Below are 16,124 nucleotides of genomic sequence, written 5' to 3'. Positions count from 1 at the left end.
AAATGAACAGGAAAGAAGGTTAATTGTATGAGGAATTTAGATTTTGAATATACTTTTACCCCTATTGGCATTGAAGATATCGAAGATTTCGAAAATAAGTATGGTATATTGTTACCTGATGATTATAAACAATTTTTGCTGTCTAAAAATGGAGGGAAAACTGAGCAACGAAGATTTAAAACTAATGATACAACTAAGAAAGGCGTAATAACATCGTCTGTTTCAATGTTTTTTCCTCTATCAATAGAAAATGAAATAAATCTAGAAGAGAAATTAAGAAGTTATAATTTGATGCAAGTGGTACCAGGTAATTTTCTTCCAATTGGAATTGACCCCGCGGGGAGTTTGATTTGTTTATCAATTGATGGGAAAGATAGAGGTAGTGTATATCATTGTGATATGGATTACTTTGAAGAAGATAACGAGTTAAGAGAGGAATACATCCGACTAATTTCTAAAAGTTTCTCTGGATTTGTGGATAATTTATATATTCCTGAAAACTAATGATAGGATTTTATTGATTGGAATTAGTTAATAGTTGGTTAATCTCTTTAATTTAAACGGGGCTTTCTTTATGGTCTAACGACCTAGAGAAAGCCTCTTCTTTTTCCCCGAATTATTTAAAAGTACAACATAGGGGACGGGTGAAGTTCCTAAAGTTAATCCGAAAATTAAAGTGAATTTTAAGACTGGTTATGATAAGCATTTAATTGAAGTAAAAGGTTTTAAAGCAAAACCGACTATAGGTATAAAAGGTGGACACAACCTTGAAAACTTTGAATAGTACATTTTAGACAACTTCGGTGATCCGATAAAGAATATTAATCAAGGTGTAACAAAAACGCCACATCCGGATATTCTAGGTATTTATGAAGTTAAATACAAGCTCCCTGTTTATGACGGAATGAGCACGGCTTAACGGTGGAAAAAGGAATATCAGAATGTTCCAATTCCTGTTAAGGTTAGGATTAGTCAAACGGTTGATTTATTCGGATTGAGGTCCCTCCAAGTTGATACGGAAAAGCTTGGAAATCTAATTAGCAAGTTCGAAAGGAAAGTCGATGAAGTTTCTAACGGTACGGGTAATACTGTAAAAAATGTAGATTCAAAAAAACTTTTACCAAATGAAGGGGACATAGGAACGTATAAAGATCTAATTAAAGCAGGATCACCTAGTGATGACATTATACCCCATCACGTGCTTTCAAAAGAATTCTTAGTAAGAAAACTGGAATGGGATTCTAAAAAAGCTAAAAATGACGGTATGGCAATGAATGTAGAACAACCGAAAACAGGTGGAAGACATAGAAGGACTGAGACATACGGTCGAAAGATGACTAATGACTCTAAAGCATACTACTATTCTTTAGAGTCGCGTGATGCTCTTGTTTTTGATTTGTTGAATTTGAGAAAAATACACATGGAAGATAATGTATATAAAGAGATGCTCCCAAATTTGAGAGAGTATGCTAGACAAGCAAGAGAGGATTATTATAAAAAAGAATTAAAGAAAGAATGATGATTTACTATACTAGTCTAATAGTAGGAACATTTTAGTTTTCAATTTTATTTGTCTTATGTATTTCAATAATATTTAATTTTATGTAACTACTCAGCCACTCTATAAAAAATCGATTGAAAAGTATTTTTTTAAATGGTCGAGAGGGACTGGCCATACATAGAAGCGGTTAGGGTCTATTTCTGCCACGCGTAAAGTTTTAAAACATAGAAAGACAGCGAAGTGTATGTCCATTTTTATCTTCATGGCAGAAATCTATATGATGAAAAATGAGTATCTTTTACCAAACTTGTAAATGAAATATATAGCTGAGCAGTTACAATTTTATTAATTCTTTTAAAAGGAGAAGTTTATATGGACAGCAAATCTGAGATCAAGAGATTATATAGTTGTAGATTTTTAAAAAATCAATCGGAATGTGAAGAGTTTGACAGTGTATTAGAAAACTTAGCAGATTATGATGATGAGAAGCTTATTAAAGAGTTGTGTATAGTATTTGAGGATGAAACACAAGAGGAAGAAGTTATGTTTGGTCTAGTTCATTTTATTGAAGATTTTGAAATGGAAAAATATCTAACAGAGATGCCTAAAGCTTTACCAAAAATGGTTGAGAATGCAAAAGAGTGGGCAATGCTACTAAACATAAGAATTTTAAATAATGATTTATATAGAAGTGAGTATGCTAAAATTCTTGTAGGAATGAATAATGATATAAAACTAACAGTAATCAATTTGCTTAATGAAATTATTTCTGACGATCCTAAAAGATTCGAGGGCGTTGCTAATGAAATTCTTAGCGAGCTAAAAGAAGTTGATAGAAAATAACTAATGATGAGGAAGGGTTACTATGGAAGGCTCAAAAATAATTTTGTGTATACCAGGGTTATGGAAAAACAGAAGTGAAATTGTTGAATCAGTGGCAAGACAAAGTGAAGGATATATTTTTGCAGGAAATAGTATTGGTAAGCTTGGTGAACCAATAGGATTTTTTGAAGCCGAGATTTATGGGTATGATGAACATTTGGCGGAAGCTTTCGAGATTGCAGGGAATGGTAAATTTACAGAAGAGCAACTTGATTGTATTAAAAACCATTTCTTAACTGTATATTTAGTTGGAGAAGGCGGATCTATTGATAAAGTAGTAAAGATACTTGAAGTTGCGAATGTACTTTTAAAGGCTGGTGGACTTGGGGTTAAAGTTGAATCATCAGGTACTGCAAATACAATTGAAGAGTGGGCTAATATATATAATACAAATGATACAGTAGATTTATTTCAGGCTTTTGTAACAGTAGTAGAAGAAACAGATTTTTACTACACATGTGGAATGCATTGTTTTGGATTACCAGATGTTATTGCTTTTAAAAATCAAGTAACAACACAATATGCTCAAGATTTGATGCGGATTTTTTGCTTATACAATCTTATTGAGCAGCCCAAATTAGAAAATGGTTCTACGTTTAGTATAGATGAGAACAGTCCGAGTTTTATTTTAAGGTATGCTGAGTGTAGGCATTTTCCAGAAGATCATGTATTTTATAATAAATATGGTATATGGGCATTAGTTAAAAAAAATACTTAAATTTATTATGAATTGTACTCTATAAAATGGCCAGTTTAATAAAAAAATTTTGAGAATATGAACTAAAAATGACTTTGGGATATTAATCCAAAGTCATTTTTTATATTTATGCTATTGAGGAGTGCAAGCCAAAGGTTATTAGATTATAATTTCAATTTGAGGCGTATAAGAAAGAGAATCGGGAAAGTAACATGTCCTATGAGACCTATCAAAAGAGAAGATTAGACACCCGTGCATTTAACTATGACTCAATCAAAGATCAACATGAACATAAGAAAGTTTGGCGTGATGAGGGAATACTGAGCACGATGCTATTGTTAGCTGGTCTACAGTGTTCTTTCCACTAGCTGGTGCAGCATTATTTGCCTTTACAGCGAGTGTTGGTGTAATGGAAGTTTCCGGTGCAGTAATGGGAAAAGATTGTTGACACAACGGGAACTTGACACAAATGCACGTTGGTTACGCGATGTGTTGGGGGGGTAGATGTAGCACCTGTAGCTAAAGGATTGCATGTATTTGGAAATGTAACAACAGGTTTAAAATCAGGTAATAGTACTACTACATTTAAAAGTGCTTCCAAAGTTGGGGTGGAAGAAGGCGGATCTCGTTTGAAGCAGGTTGATAGTTTTCTTAGAGAGAGCGCGCAACATGCGACTAAATTAGTAGGTAGTATCATTGAAAACTTGTCGTTGAATATGGCGGGAAAAGTAGATACGACATATACAAACGAAAAAATAGTTGGAGAAAATCTAGGTTCAAGGCTGCGGCCAGCAGGGGCTTATGATGTACCTGTAGAAAATAACCAGTGGCTTGAGAAGAAAACGGTATAGTTTTTGATGGGTTGAATTTGAAGAGTGGTTCAAAAAAGCTACTAAGGGTACGGGTGAAGGTGGAAAAGGGAATTCTGATTTACTTGATAATACTGGTAGATTTAAAGATGCTGAGTTGCAATCTAAGTATGATGTATATTGTGAAAGGAAATATAAGAATAGTGAAGCGCCTAAAGAGCCACTGGAGTGGAAAGAAGCAAGTGAAAAATGGGCATCACTTAAAGAGCAGGGGCAAGAATTTTCTGATGAAAGTTTTAATCTATTTTCACAACAATATGAAAACGCTGAACGAGAAATAACCATTGTTACACATGAAGGGACTAAGGTAAGAGTTGCCGCAATTGCATCTGATGAATATGGGAATGTTATTATACAAGAATATAAAAGTTCCGCTACTGCTCCCTATACTACTAATCAAGAAAAGGGATTCCCTGAATTGAAGAATTCTGGTGGAAAGGTCGTAGGTGAAGGAAAGGGAGATTTTTCAGGGGGATACGAAGTGCCTAGTGGAACAAGACCGCAAATTGTTCGTCCTGAAGGGACAACTTATTTTGATGAATAAATGAGGTGAGAGATAAGTGTCAATATTAGACAAAAATAAAATAGATGGAATTGGCAAGAGTATGGGTGAAAATAAGTTAGCATTAATGATTGCAGATCATTTAGATTGGGAAAATGAACTTCAGCACTTAACATTGTTACAAGATAAAATTAATGCCTATGTATCTTTTATTGAAAGTGGGCAAATCTATAGTGTTTATCCGGATGCTAAGTTAGTAGATGGCTTTATATTCGATTTAAGATTTAAATATAAACCAACTGAAAATTGTAATAAATTATTGGAGGTTTTTAGGAAGAATACTCAAGATTTGAGGATTGAGTTTAAAAAATATGAATCTTAGGTAGTTTGAATTGGAGATGTAATATGAAAGCAAATAAAGCATTTGAGCGCGTATGTAATCTAATATCTGAAAAGTATTTAGATAATGGCTGGAAATATTCTAAGTCTGGTCATTGGATGAGTAAAAAAGATAAAAATTTCATTTATAAGGTACTCTTTTATACAAGTTGGAATAATATATCTGATAAAAATGTAGTATTTTATGGTGAATGCGCAATTCTTCCTTTAAAATCTAAAGATAAAATATTTCATATTAATACACGTCAGTGCAATGTACCAAGCGGTCAGTTATATTGGAACATAGCAAATGAGGAAGAGTGGGAGCGGACAGTTAACGAATTCACTAATTGGTTAAATAGTGTATTTATGCCAATTGTAGAAAGGTGTACGAATGATTTGAACAACTTTGTAAAAGAGGTTGTTGAAAGGGGCTTTTATCCTCAAAAGGGTTATATGGTAGATATTAATTTTATATTAACGCACGGGTCGCGTGAATTGGCAGAGGAAGCTATCAAAAGATACTATGACAGTTTGGAAGAGTCAATAAAAAAAGAATTTAAAGATAACTATGAAAGTATGGTGTGTGGTAATAAAGCAGTTAGTGCATATGGTAATAATATGATGAGAAATTACACCAATTTTAGAACTATCATAGATAATAAAATAATTGTTACTTTATAGTACATCAAATGGTTTGACTTAGTAAGCGATAATTGGTAACCCAATTATCGCTTTTGGTTTTAAATAAGGGTACGGGTGAAGTTTCTAATAGTAGTGAAAAATTAAGTAGAATAGAATACTTGCGTAATAAATATGGTCGATTTACTCCACAAGAATTAAATCATAGAATTAATTTGCGTGGTGCTGTAGAAAAAGAGGTTGAAAGATTAAATACATTAGGGCTAACCCAAAACGAAATGGGTCCAGCGGTTGCAGGAACATTTGATAAAAATACTGGAAAATATTATTTTGGAATTAACAATACTGACGGTGATATTCCAGTTACATTGCACCCAATTATTAGGGATCGGATAGAGAACATGCCTAGTAGCGTTAGAGATGGTTATAAATTTACGTATGGAGCAGGTTCCCACGCAGAGGTATACTCCTTGAATCAGGCATTACTTACGAATCCCAACGCACAGCCAACAGATTTTATTACCCACGTCGTAAGATCTGGTAAGAAATTGAAACCGGCTGGTATGATGATGCCAACCTGTCCACATTGTAATTTTATTACTGAAGGATTTGAATTTAGTTTAGAGGTGAGAAAAATTGGAAAATAAGATGGATGTATTAAGTAAAGAATATGTATTAGAACAGGGTATAGATTTTGATGAGGAACTATGGTTTACCTCTTACAGCGATGAAGTGCTGGATAACCCAGAAGATGAAGGTGGAAAACCTTTTACTGGATTAGCTTATGAGTTATATGAAAATGGGAATCTAGCGTATTACTGTTATTATAAGAATGGTTTTAAAGAAGGTAATTATGTTAAATTTCACCATAATGGGAAAGTTAAATCTATAGATTACATGATAAAAGGACAAACAAGAGGTATAAGAAAAATTTGGTATGAAAGCGAAGAACTCAAATATGAAGGAACGTTTAAGTTTGGCGTTTGTTTAAAATATACTGAATGGGATAAACAAGGGAATATAATTAGGCAAAAAGTTGCTCCAACAAAAGAGGAATTAAGACTAATTACCCGATTAGCTGATTGTGATGATAATGAATAATTTTGATGAAAAGAAATTAATACAAGAGTTTTCAAAAATCCAAAGTGAATTATCACCTAGAATTAAATTAGAAAATAATTTTCAAATAGAAGAGATACAATTTATCGCAGGGGTAGATTTGGCTTATTGGAATGTGAATAAAACTAAGTATGGTACATGTTGTATTGTAATCATTGATTATGGTACAAAGGAAGTTGTCGAAAAAGTATACAGTTATGGAGAAATACCAATCCCGTATATTCCAGGTTTCCTTGCATTTAGAGAGTTACCTTTAATAATAGAGGCAGTTAAAAAGCTAACAAAGCAACCAGATATATATATTTTTGATGGTAATGGATATTTACATTATCGTCACATGGGTATTGCTACTCATGCTTCCTTTCTGCTAAATAAACCAACCATTGGTGTAGCAAAAAGTTATCTTAAAATTCGAGATGTAGATTTTATTATGCCAGAGAATCTAAAAGGATCTTACACTGATATTGTAATAAATAATGAAGTCTATGGTCGAACTTTAAGAACGACCAAAAATGTTAAACCTATTTTTGTTTCTTGTGGGAACTGGATTGATTTAGATACAAGTACTGAAATTGTTATGAACTGTATTAATAATGAAAGTCGTTTACCTATTCCTGTTAGATTAGCAGATTTAGAAACACATAAAATGAGGAAGAAGTTAATGGAAGGATAAAATAGTGTATTCTATATTTATTAAGCAATAAATACAAGTAGAATGCATTTATATAAACTTGTAAGTTTTACCTAGTATTTGTCACAACATGTAAAGGCTGTCGAACTGTTACTAAAAAACTTACAAATTAAATACTACTTAAAAACATATAAATTTAAAGCACTTGATTGTCTACGAAAGGCAACAAGTGCTTTTTTAATAGATAAGCATGCTATAAAATTTTAAAAATTATTTTTGTGAATTAAGGCTAACCCAAATTACTGGTATTATATAATTGGAAATACATTAGCAAAAGGTGCGGACTCCATATCCCCAATCTTTAAAGGTGTAGAAATACTGCCAGATGGAAGTGTCGTTAGAACTGGAACGAACTATAGCGGGAAATTCCAAGAAGCCCATGATGCCTCAAAGGCGAGTATTCAGAATAGGATCTCGAATTTGGAGAGTCCGGATCTACAATTCGATTTTATTAGAGTTGAAACAGATATAAAGAATACTGATACTGGATTCGGTGTTGATGAGTTAAAGGTAAAGGACTGGAATAAGAAAATAGATTAATTCATAGGGAGGATACAATGATAAACCAAAAAAAGTTAGAAATGGCTTTTAAAAAATATAGCAAAAATTTTGTGGATGGAATCAAATTTGAAGATGTGAAAGATAAATATAATGTCAGTAGAAGAAAGATTGAGAAAATCGTTGAGCAAAATGAAACAGAGAAAGATCACATCCTACTAATAAATTTAAGCAAAATTTTCTCATATCACTTGTCACTATGGAAAAACGATGTATTGATAAGCGGTGGAAACAATGTAGAAGGATTAAAGAACATGCAGAAAGTCTTATTTTACCAGTGCATGGGACAAGATCTTTATAAAATCAGATATCCAAAGATGATTTTGGGGTATACGTTTAGAGAAGTCGTCCTCACATTAGTTCATTTTGCAATGTATGGATGGGAGAAAGAAGAAAATATATTATATGATTTTATGGTTCATCACTTCGGTGGACATTTAATAGATGCTAATGAAGAGAATAGACATATTTGGTTTTTGCTAGAGCTATACTCGCAGTATAGAAATAAAACCATCATGGGGACAAATGAAAAATTGCATCTAGTCGTGAAAAATAAGTTTAAAGAAGCTGAACTGCGATGCGATTTAATCCCTGAAGACCTAAATATATATGATGAAGTGTTAGGACGTTGGTCGACTCGTGACTTAGAAGAAATAGAATATCTAATTTCGATAATGTCTCAGTATCATTCTGCGTTAGCTTCTGAAATCGGACAGCTAGGTGAATTTGGTGATTTCAGATACGGATTTTATCCTTTTGAAATATTATTTTTAATCCATGTAAGGAAACAACTAGGGTTGCCAGTACCTACTCAAATCGATAATTTTCTGATGAATACTTCAGAAGCTAGAATGGTATTTGGGGAACATGAGTCATATCCTGAATGGGATCCCGTACTTCAGATGATTGATCAATTTTATCGTGAAAACTATCCGGAATATATTCCTAACAAGCATGGAGAATTATTTCAATAAAAGGGAGGAAGCTAAGATGCCTGATCAAGGGATAGCGCAGATTATATTTCCTGATAGCAAGGATTTGGAAACATTTTTGAAGGAACAAGGAAGTTATGACTTACATGAAGACCTATTAAAATATGGATTGACAACGAAACAGTTTTTATACGTTGACTATAAAGGTGAGCAATACCAAGAAATTGTCAATTTTATTCTTGATTACGAATTTGCCCACCAAATTGAATTAGCAACACAAGAAGAACTTGAGAGATTAGAAGCATTTAATTATGAATTTTTACCCGATAAGATCAAGATGGCCAACAAAATACTGTCACCAAAGGGATTTGGTCTGTTTTTATATCCAAATTCGGGCGACTTTTATGCATTATTCATTGGGAAAATAGAGAATATAACAAAAATCCTGCAAGAAGAGGTGTTGCTTGATGATAGAATTCCTTTTCAAGAAAGGTGTATCAAATATTATAGATAGGCCTAAGGTTGTATGCCTTCACCCTTGAATCCGATCAAGATTTTTTTATAAGTTAATATCAAGATTGCATAACCACCTAGAATGTGCTATTTTTGGCCACGTACAATTTTAATAACACCATGTGTTACTACAAATGCATTTAAACTTTTCACCTCCTGAATTCGAAATAATAAAAATGTTTTGGATTTGGGAGGGGTGATAATAGAGATAGAAAATAAATTGAGAAATGTGCCTATTTTGTTGGTTACTTGCACGTTGACAAAGGTACATGCTTAGTAAAGGAATTCAATGGCAACGTTAGGAGAACGTAGTGGCTATTGAATTTTTTATTTTTACAACTGTATTAGAAAGAAAAGCGTGAGAATTAGGTGAGATGATATTTTATTGAAAAGACATGGAAAGGACATAATAATAATGACCTCGTAAGTATTAATGTATTACTTGTTACCATATAAAAGGTGTCATACTGTTACTACAAAACTTACAAATTTATGCTGCTTAAAAACAGATGAATTTAAAGCACTTGATTGTCTACGAAAGGCAACAAGTGCTTTTTTAATAGATAGACATGCTATAAATTTTTAGAAATTATTTTTTATGAATTCAGGCTAATGAAAATTACTATTATTATATAATTGAAAATACATTAGCAAAAGGTGTGGACTCCGTATCCCAAATCTTTAAAGGTGTAGAAATACTGCCAGATGGAAGTGTCGCTAGATTTGGAACGAACTATAGCGGGAAATTCCAAGAAGCCCATGATGCCTCAAAGGCGAGTATTCAGAGTAGGATCTCGAATTTGGAGAGTGGTGGGGTTAAGGGTACGGGTAAAGGTAGTACAAAAGTAAAAAAAACTGATAGTTTGTATAAGAGAAGTAGTTTTAGAAAAGGTACTCGTGTTAAAGCAGAAAGTGAAGCACCAAAAAATGCATCAGGAAAAATGATTTGTCCTACGTGCGGAAAAGACATTCCAGGTAGTATTACCATTAATACTAAAAATGGACCAGTAAAAAGAATTGGATATGACTTAGATCATTATCCAGATACTTGGGCAGAAAGAGTTGCAAGTATGAAAACAGGTGAAGTAAAATCAACACGAAAAGAAGTATTGGATGAATATAATGCTCGACTAAGGGTTCAATGTCATGAATGTAATATAAGTCATAAATTTGAAGGAATAGAAGGAACATATAAAGGAGAGATAAAAGAATGATTAATTACGGAGAACTTTATTATGACCATTATAGTAAATATTTAGGTGATCCAATAGACCGAGAGGTGTTTAAAAATAATGAAGAGCTTCCAAGTATACAAATTTTAAAATATGAAAATGTATTTGAAGAATGTTTAGTTTTTAATACACTTGGATTCAGTAAATATGAAGAAATAGTCGGGGATAATGTTGAAATTTCAATGGTAGTTGATGGGGCATTTAATAGTACAGGGTATATCCTTGCAAGTGCTTTATTTTATTGTATAGGTAATGGAATAGAAATAGGACGAGGAACAGCAATTAGTGGTATTGAAAGTATTGATAAATCATTTGTTCAAAAATATAATAAAAGTGCAGTTTACTTTACTGAACCATTTGCTTTTCCAGAAGAATATGGTGATGTACGTACTGGAAGTGAAGATCAAGATGGTAAAATTTTGTTAGCATTTTTTATTTCCCAGTCGGAATATGAATGTTTTGTAAAATACGGAACAGAAAAATTTGAAGAGTTGTTAGAGGGAAATAACGTAGATCCTTTTAATGTTAGCAGGAAATCTATAATTTGAGGGTTAATTAGTACTGAAAGGTATAGACAATTAGGGTTAGAAGTTAAAGAATTCACATAAGACAAATAAACGAAAAAGAATTTATTTTTGAAGTGGAAAGAAAAAGAAAAAGAAAAAGAATAAGAATAAGCTGTTAAAAAGTAAATACTTCATGATGGTTGTACCATCATAGAGTATTGTGTGCAATGATAGAATAGAAAACGAAGTACGAGCTTAGGCGATATGACATTTTACATGGTGGTGAATATAAACACATGAGATGGACATAAAACTAACGAACTCGTACAAACTCGTAAGTTTTAACGTAGTAGTTGCCACGATATATAAAAGGTGTCAAACTGTACTACAAAACTTACAAAATTAGCGATACTTAAAAATATATTAACTTAAAGTACTTGATTGTCAATTACAGGCAACAAGTGCTTTTTTTGTTTTAGTGTAGAAATAATATGGTACAATCGCCTAGGGAAAATAAGATTTTAAAGAATGCACTAGATGCTATGAAAAATACTCCTATTCCAGTAGCAGTTAGGACGGTGGATACTGGAATAGGAATGAAGTTTCCTTATATAGAATCTTCAACTGTTGGAGAAGTAGCCGGAAAGTTTTCAAAGGCAAGTACGGCAGCTAAGGATGACGCTTATCAACTTGCTAAGGGTAGTGGTGGCTCAGGAGTTAGTAAGGAAGGTAGTGTGGCTAAGGAGACTGGGAAACCTTCAAAAGTGGAATTTGATAAGGAAGTAGATAAAGTAATGGAAGAAGCCGGAAGGAATCAACCAGCGTATAATAGAAAACCTATCCAACCAAAAAACTATAAAAAAATGGAAGTAAATGAGGATGGAACGACAACTTATACGATAGCTTCTAAAAGTAACGGTAAAGAATACAAAGTTACGTATGATAAAAATGGGCATCCAATATTTAATACTCATTTCGATACAACATTGCCTGAATCAAAATATTTATCCGGTGATTCAGAGTAATTTACCTTCTGTAATAAAGATTTGTTTGAAAAAGCGATGAAAGATTCTGAGCTGAAATCGAAGTTTACAGAGGTGGAGGGAGAGATGGAAGAAATGGTAAAATAAAGAGAATCATAATAAATCGAATTAGGGAGTTGTTTTCATGGAAAGAGTAAAGTGGGAGCGTACGCATGCTCCTATTACTGAACAAATAATTTCAAAAATTGAAGAGAAATTCAATGTGATTTTCCCTCAAGATTACAAAGAGTGTGTAATGAAGTATAATGGTGGTCATCCAGTACCGAATATATTTTTCTTTGAAGATGGTGGCGAAGGAGTTTTTGATTGCTTACTAAGCTACACAAATGAGTATATTAGTATAACGATTGCTTATGATATTATCTCGCCATACATCCCGAAGGGAATAATCCCCTTTGCTACAGATCCATTTGGAAATAAAATATGCTTTGATTTTAGGAATGATAAACACTCACCAACAATAGTTTTTTATGATAGTGATGAACAAGCGATTGAATATATTTGTAGTACTTTTACAAATTTAATAAATTCGTTGTATTTTAGTGAAAATGAATGAGTTGGAGGTTGATGAATTATGAATCTTAGTTTTGAATATACTTTTAAACAAATTAAAATAGAAGATATAGAGAGTTTTGAAAAAAATAATGGATTAAAATTACCAGATGATTATAAGAGTTTTTTATTAAAGGATAATGGTGGTAAATCTAATAGAAGGAGATTTAGTACGAAAGATGATGTGGTTACGTCATCAATTATGATGTTCTTTCCACTATCAGAGGAAACAGAAAATAATCTGCAAAATTCTTTAAATTATTATATCAAGGGGAATAAATTACCCTCTAAATTTATTCCGATAGGGAAAGACCCGGCTGATAACATTATATGCATATCAATCCATGGTAGCGATATAGGTAGTGTTTATCACTGTCATACATACCATATAGATGATGAAGGAGAATTAGAACCAAAATTTATTAGAAAAATAGCTTCTAGTTTCACAGAATTTGTTAATGAACTTTCTGAAAAATAGAATTGCATTATTAGCGAGTAAATATGTAAAATACCCCAATTAACTAGCTTTAGTTGGACTATTGAAAAAAGAATAGTGACGGATTAATGTTACTTATAAAACATATGAAATTAAAGCACTTGATTGTCTACGAAAGGCAACAAGTGCTTTTTTAATAGGTAGGCATGCTATAAATTAAAGCTAACACAAATTACTAGTATTATATAATTGAAAATACATTAGCAAAAGGTGCGGACTCCGTATCCCCATTCTTTAAAGGTGTAGAAATACTGCCAGATGGAAGTGTCGTTAGAACTGGAACGAACTATAGCGGGAAATTCCAAGAAGCCCATGATGCCTCAAAGGCGAGTATTCAGAGTAGGATCTCGAATTTGGAGAGTGGTGGGGTTAAGGGTACGGGAGAATCCAGATTAGAATATTTAAGAGGGAAATATGGCGAATTAACTTCTGAACAGCTCCATGCTAATTAATGAAAGGGCTGGTATTGCATTTCCGCAAAGGTCCACTAGGAGTCAACTTAAAAATGGAGGTTATATTGTTGAAGATGTTGACTTGTATAAAAAAATGAGTCCAAATAAGAATCGTGCTCTAGGTTTTCGGAATACCAAAAATGATGGATTGGTACAAGCGCATCATACAATACAAGATGAATGGGCTAAGATATGGGCTAAAACAAGCGGTAATAATTATAGCAGTCGACAAGCACCATCAATATTACTCAAATCTACCTCTGGTGAACCACATGCTATAATATCCGCTCTTCAAAGAGCTAGAAGAAGGAATGAAGGTTTTAGTAGGGATATAATATACGAATTTAATATTAGCTATAAAGAAATGATTGAAGTGGGTGTAGATTTAAAAGTAGCAAAAAAAGTAATGCGAGAAGCATATAGATATTTTGATGGATTAGGAGGATTTTAATGATAAATGTTCAAAAATTGTCGACTTATGAATTATATTCTCCAGTTGATGAAAATGAAATTAAAAAAATTGAAGAGGAAATGGGATTAATACTCCCTAATGCTTATAAACAATTACTAAAGCATACAAATGGTTTTGTGTCCGATAATGGAGTCGTTATATTTGGAGTGGATATAATAGATGAAATGAATAAAACATATGAAGTCCATGAATATGCAAAGGGTTATGTTGCTGTAGGAAGTAATGGTGGAGGCAAAATACTGTTAATGACTGCAAATGAAAACGCAACAGAGTTAGTACAAGTTGATTCGGGGATTATGGATCCGAATTATGCAACTACAGTAAGTGAGAATTTAATACAGTGGATAAATGACGGAGCGATAGATATTGACTGTGTGGACGAAGAACAGGAAGTGTTTAACGAAAAACTGTGTAATCTTATATTGGTAAGTCCACCAGTAGGAGGGGCTATGGATTTAAAGAAAATACAAGAGGTATTTATCATCAAAAAGGGATTGTTTGACTTATTAAAAGGATCAAAACAATTACCATTCGTGCTAATGAAAGACATACCTGTTGAGTTGGCTTTAAAAAACATAGAACTGTTAGGCGAATTAGGGGATATATTGAAAATATCTAGTACTGATTAACTGATTTTAGGGCTTAAAATAGAGGGTATTTGAATTAAGAACCGTTTAATACAATTATTAATTCAAAATAATATTGTTGAAAAATTGCTATTGGTTCCGTGTGTGTCTTATATAATCAATAAATTAAACTCTTAGAAAATATTATTTGAATTTAGAGTGCTTGATTGTCTATTTGAGGCAACAAGTGCTGTTTGCGTTTTAGCGTAGAAATAATGTGGTACAATCGCTTAAGGAAAATAAGACTTTAAAGAATGCACTAGATGCTATGAAAAATACTCCTATTCCAGTAGCAGTTAGGATGATGGATACTGGAATAGGAATGAAGCTTCCTTATATAGAATCTTCAACTGTTGGAGAAGTAGCTGGAAAGTTTTCAAAGGCAAGTACGGCAGCTAAGGATGACGCTTATCAACTTGCTAAGGGTAGTGGTGGTTCAGGAGTTAGTAAGGAAGGTAGTGTGGCTAAGGGTACGGGTAAAAATCCAGAAATAGTGAAATTTACAGAGGAACAATTATCTACTAAACCCTTATATTCTAGAGATCCTGAAAAATGGCAGAAAAAGGTGGGAAAATCGAAATTAGTGAGGAAGGAATATGGACTTATATTGATTGGGAGATTCCTCCAAATCGAGTTTCTTATCCTGGAGGTTTTCCCGACTTTAAATCTGCTGGGTTGGTAAGACAAGAAGTTCCGATAGGTGAATTTAATAGATATGACATTGATTTTGCTAAAGCTGATGAATTAGCTCCAAATGGAACAAAATTAGATGAAAACACATGGCACCATCATCAAGATTTAACAACAATGCAAGAAGTTAGTAAAGAGATGCACAGAAGATTTCGACATATGGGTGGAATGTCATTAGCTAAGAAGTTAAAAGATTAAATAGGAGTGAAATAAATGAATTTAAATGCTTTTGGTAAAGCAACTGAAGAATCAATTGAAGAATTAGAAGAGTTTTTAGGATTTTTACTTCCGGAAGATTATAAAAAATTTTTAAGTGAATATAACGGAGGTACTTCGAAAGTTAGGTATAGTAAATTTTTTGTTAAAGAATTAAATCAGGAAATCCCTTTAGATGTTTTGTATGGTATAGGTGTAAAAAAAACTTTTGATTTAAGTGAATGCTATGAAGAGTTTGAAGAAGATATGTTACCGACCAGTTTAATCATAGGAGATGATCCGAGTTCAGGGTTAATTGTACTTATTACAGATACTGAAAACCATGGTGTATATTATTGGGATCATTCTTTTTATTTTCCACAGTCTAGTGAAGAAGAAAATACGTATAAAATAGCTGATAGCTTTAAGGATTTTATTAATGGATTGAAGAATCCTTAATTACCAACTTTTATATGTTGTAATTAATAATTTAAGATATTAAGCAAATATACGAAATGGATTACAGTAACTTTATAAATGCTAAAACTATACTTTATACATGAGAATGCTAAAAAA

General features: G+C 32.6%; 19 protein-coding genes and 5 pseudogenes. All 24 read left to right on the top strand.

What is annotated here, in order from left to right:
- Positions 1-27 precede the first annotated feature (27 nt).
- Entirely contained in the window at positions 28-504 is a 477-nt protein-coding gene (locus tag MKY21_RS16435) for an SMI1/KNR4 family protein (protein WP_341076895.1), read from the top strand.
- Between the two features lie 490 nt (positions 505-994).
- Positions 995-1,519, top strand: coding sequence for a hypothetical protein (locus MKY21_RS16430; RefSeq protein WP_088362237.1), 525 nt, complete (start codon positions 995-997; stop codon positions 1,517-1,519).
- 354 nt (positions 1,520-1,873) lie between these two features.
- Entirely contained in the window at positions 1,874-2,344 is a 471-nt protein-coding gene (locus MKY21_RS16425; RefSeq protein ID WP_016124918.1) for an Imm30 family immunity protein, read from the top strand.
- 22 nt (positions 2,345-2,366) lie between these two features.
- A complete protein-coding gene (locus MKY21_RS16420; RefSeq protein ID WP_016124917.1) occupies positions 2,367-3,101 on the top strand; it encodes a DUF4261 domain-containing protein in 735 nt (244 codons plus the stop codon).
- 455 nt (positions 3,102-3,556) lie between these two features.
- Positions 3,557-3,931 carry a hypothetical protein gene (locus MKY21_RS16415; protein ID WP_137074945.1) on the top strand — a complete coding sequence of 125 codons (375 nt, stop codon included), beginning with the start codon at positions 3,557-3,559 and terminating at the stop codon, positions 3,929-3,931.
- 115 nt (positions 3,932-4,046) lie between these two features.
- The gene (locus tag MKY21_RS16410; RefSeq protein WP_137074946.1) at positions 4,047-4,493 is read left to right on the top strand and encodes a toxin; all 447 of its coding nucleotides are present in this window, start codon (positions 4,047-4,049) and stop codon (positions 4,491-4,493) included.
- 16 nt (positions 4,494-4,509) lie between these two features.
- Positions 4,510-4,833: a DUF6572 domain-containing protein gene (locus MKY21_RS16405; protein WP_098672075.1), complete on the top strand. Its 324-nt coding sequence runs from the start codon at positions 4,510-4,512 to the stop codon at positions 4,831-4,833.
- A 23-nt stretch (positions 4,834-4,856) separates the two neighbouring features.
- On the top strand, positions 4,857-5,513 hold the full coding sequence (locus tag MKY21_RS16400; RefSeq protein WP_137074947.1) for a hypothetical protein: 657 nt from the start codon (positions 4,857-4,859) through the stop codon (positions 5,511-5,513).
- Between the two features lie 119 nt (positions 5,514-5,632).
- Positions 5,633-6,118, top strand: a complete 486-nt coding sequence (locus MKY21_RS16395; protein ID WP_341076888.1) for a YwqJ-related putative deaminase — start codon at positions 5,633-5,635, stop codon at positions 6,116-6,118.
- 1 nt (position 6,119) lies between these two features.
- On the top strand, positions 6,120-6,572 hold the full coding sequence (locus MKY21_RS16390; protein WP_050595094.1) for a toxin-antitoxin system YwqK family antitoxin: 453 nt from the start codon (positions 6,120-6,122) through the stop codon (positions 6,570-6,572).
- On the top strand, positions 6,565-7,263 hold the full coding sequence (locus tag MKY21_RS16385; protein WP_033695110.1) for an endonuclease V: 699 nt from the start codon (positions 6,565-6,567) through the stop codon (positions 7,261-7,263). Before MKY21_RS16390 ends, MKY21_RS16385 begins: the two co-directional genes overlap by 8 nt.
- A 240-nt stretch (positions 7,264-7,503) precedes the next feature.
- Positions 7,504-7,710: pseudogene (locus tag MKY21_RS16380) on the top strand (hypothetical protein); the annotation flags it as partial.
- Positions 7,711-7,838: 128 nt separating this feature from the next.
- Positions 7,839-8,813, top strand: a complete 975-nt coding sequence (locus MKY21_RS16375) for a hypothetical protein (protein WP_000609922.1) — start codon at positions 7,839-7,841, stop codon at positions 8,811-8,813.
- A gap of 16 nt (positions 8,814-8,829) precedes the next feature.
- Positions 8,830-9,285: a hypothetical protein gene (locus MKY21_RS16370; RefSeq protein ID WP_001113308.1), complete on the top strand. Its 456-nt coding sequence runs from the start codon at positions 8,830-8,832 to the stop codon at positions 9,283-9,285.
- Between the two features lie 658 nt (positions 9,286-9,943).
- Positions 9,944-10,498 carry a GH-E family nuclease gene (locus tag MKY21_RS31200; RefSeq protein WP_445662224.1) on the top strand — a complete coding sequence of 185 codons (555 nt, stop codon included), beginning with the start codon at positions 9,944-9,946 and terminating at the stop codon, positions 10,496-10,498.
- Positions 10,495-11,064: a suppressor of fused domain protein gene (locus MKY21_RS16355; RefSeq protein WP_137075029.1), complete on the top strand. Its 570-nt coding sequence runs from the start codon at positions 10,495-10,497 to the stop codon at positions 11,062-11,064. The genes MKY21_RS31200 and MKY21_RS16355 overlap by 4 nt, the downstream gene beginning before the upstream one ends.
- Before the next feature lie 446 nt (positions 11,065-11,510).
- Positions 11,511-11,774 (top strand): annotated as a pseudogene (locus tag MKY21_RS16350) (DNA/RNA non-specific endonuclease); the annotation flags it as partial.
- 415 nt (positions 11,775-12,189) lie between these two features.
- Positions 12,190-12,621, top strand: a complete 432-nt coding sequence (locus MKY21_RS16345; RefSeq protein WP_137075053.1) for an SMI1/KNR4 family protein — start codon at positions 12,190-12,192, stop codon at positions 12,619-12,621.
- Positions 12,622-12,639: 18 nt separating this feature from the next.
- Positions 12,640-13,095 carry an SMI1/KNR4 family protein gene (locus MKY21_RS16340; protein WP_078179120.1) on the top strand — a complete coding sequence of 152 codons (456 nt, stop codon included), beginning with the start codon at positions 12,640-12,642 and terminating at the stop codon, positions 13,093-13,095.
- Positions 13,096-13,298: 203 nt separating this feature from the next.
- Positions 13,299-14,016: pseudogene (locus tag MKY21_RS16335) on the top strand (hypothetical protein).
- On the top strand, positions 14,016-14,666 hold the full coding sequence (locus MKY21_RS16330) for an SMI1/KNR4 family protein (protein ID WP_137074816.1): 651 nt from the start codon (positions 14,016-14,018) through the stop codon (positions 14,664-14,666). The pseudogene MKY21_RS16335 and the gene MKY21_RS16330 overlap by 1 nt, the downstream one beginning before the upstream one ends.
- Before the next feature lie 211 nt (positions 14,667-14,877).
- Positions 14,878-15,144 (top strand): annotated as a pseudogene (locus tag MKY21_RS16325) (hypothetical protein); the annotation flags it as partial.
- A pseudogene (locus MKY21_RS16320) lies at positions 15,124-15,551 on the top strand (HNH endonuclease); the annotation flags it as partial. The pseudogenes MKY21_RS16325 and MKY21_RS16320, both read left to right, overlap by 21 nt.
- Before the next feature lie 15 nt (positions 15,552-15,566).
- Positions 15,567-16,007, top strand: coding sequence for an SMI1/KNR4 family protein (locus tag MKY21_RS16315; RefSeq protein WP_001052204.1), 441 nt, complete (start codon positions 15,567-15,569; stop codon positions 16,005-16,007).
- Positions 16,008-16,124: the final 117 nt, after the last annotated feature.

It is taken from the genome of Bacillus sp. FSL R9-9497 (assembly GCF_038005805.1).
GTDB lineage: Bacteria > Bacillota > Bacilli > Bacillales > Bacillaceae_G > Bacillus_A > Bacillus_A cereus.
This window is presented reverse-complemented; position numbering and strand designations above follow the sequence as displayed.

Bases quoted from the DNA above. Each gene is read 5' to 3' on its own strand.
- MKY21_RS16435 (WP_341076895.1), top strand. From the start codon at position 28: ATGAGGAATTTAGATTTTGAATATACTTTTACCCCTATTGGCATTGAA.
- MKY21_RS16425 (WP_016124918.1), top strand. From the start codon at position 1,874: ATGGACAGCAAATCTGAGATCAAGAGATTATATAGTTGTAGATTTTTA.
- MKY21_RS16420 (WP_016124917.1), top strand. From the start codon at position 2,367: ATGGAAGGCTCAAAAATAATTTTGTGTATACCAGGGTTATGGAAAAAC.
- MKY21_RS16400 (WP_137074947.1), top strand. From the start codon at position 4,857: ATGAAAGCAAATAAAGCATTTGAGCGCGTATGTAATCTAATATCTGAA.
- MKY21_RS16390 (WP_050595094.1), top strand. From the start codon at position 6,120: ATGGATGTATTAAGTAAAGAATATGTATTAGAACAGGGTATAGATTTT.
- MKY21_RS16385 (WP_033695110.1), top strand. From the start codon at position 6,565: ATGAATAATTTTGATGAAAAGAAATTAATACAAGAGTTTTCAAAAATC.
- MKY21_RS16375 (WP_000609922.1), top strand. From the start codon at position 7,839: ATGATAAACCAAAAAAAGTTAGAAATGGCTTTTAAAAAATATAGCAAA.
- MKY21_RS16370 (WP_001113308.1), top strand. From the start codon at position 8,830: ATGCCTGATCAAGGGATAGCGCAGATTATATTTCCTGATAGCAAGGAT.
- MKY21_RS16355 (WP_137075029.1), top strand. From the start codon at position 10,495: ATGATTAATTACGGAGAACTTTATTATGACCATTATAGTAAATATTTA.
- MKY21_RS16345 (WP_137075053.1), top strand. From the start codon at position 12,190: ATGGAAAGAGTAAAGTGGGAGCGTACGCATGCTCCTATTACTGAACAA.
- MKY21_RS16340 (WP_078179120.1), top strand. From the start codon at position 12,640: ATGAATCTTAGTTTTGAATATACTTTTAAACAAATTAAAATAGAAGAT.
- MKY21_RS16330 (WP_137074816.1), top strand. From the start codon at position 14,016: ATGATAAATGTTCAAAAATTGTCGACTTATGAATTATATTCTCCAGTT.
- MKY21_RS16315 (WP_001052204.1), top strand. From the start codon at position 15,567: ATGAATTTAAATGCTTTTGGTAAAGCAACTGAAGAATCAATTGAAGAA.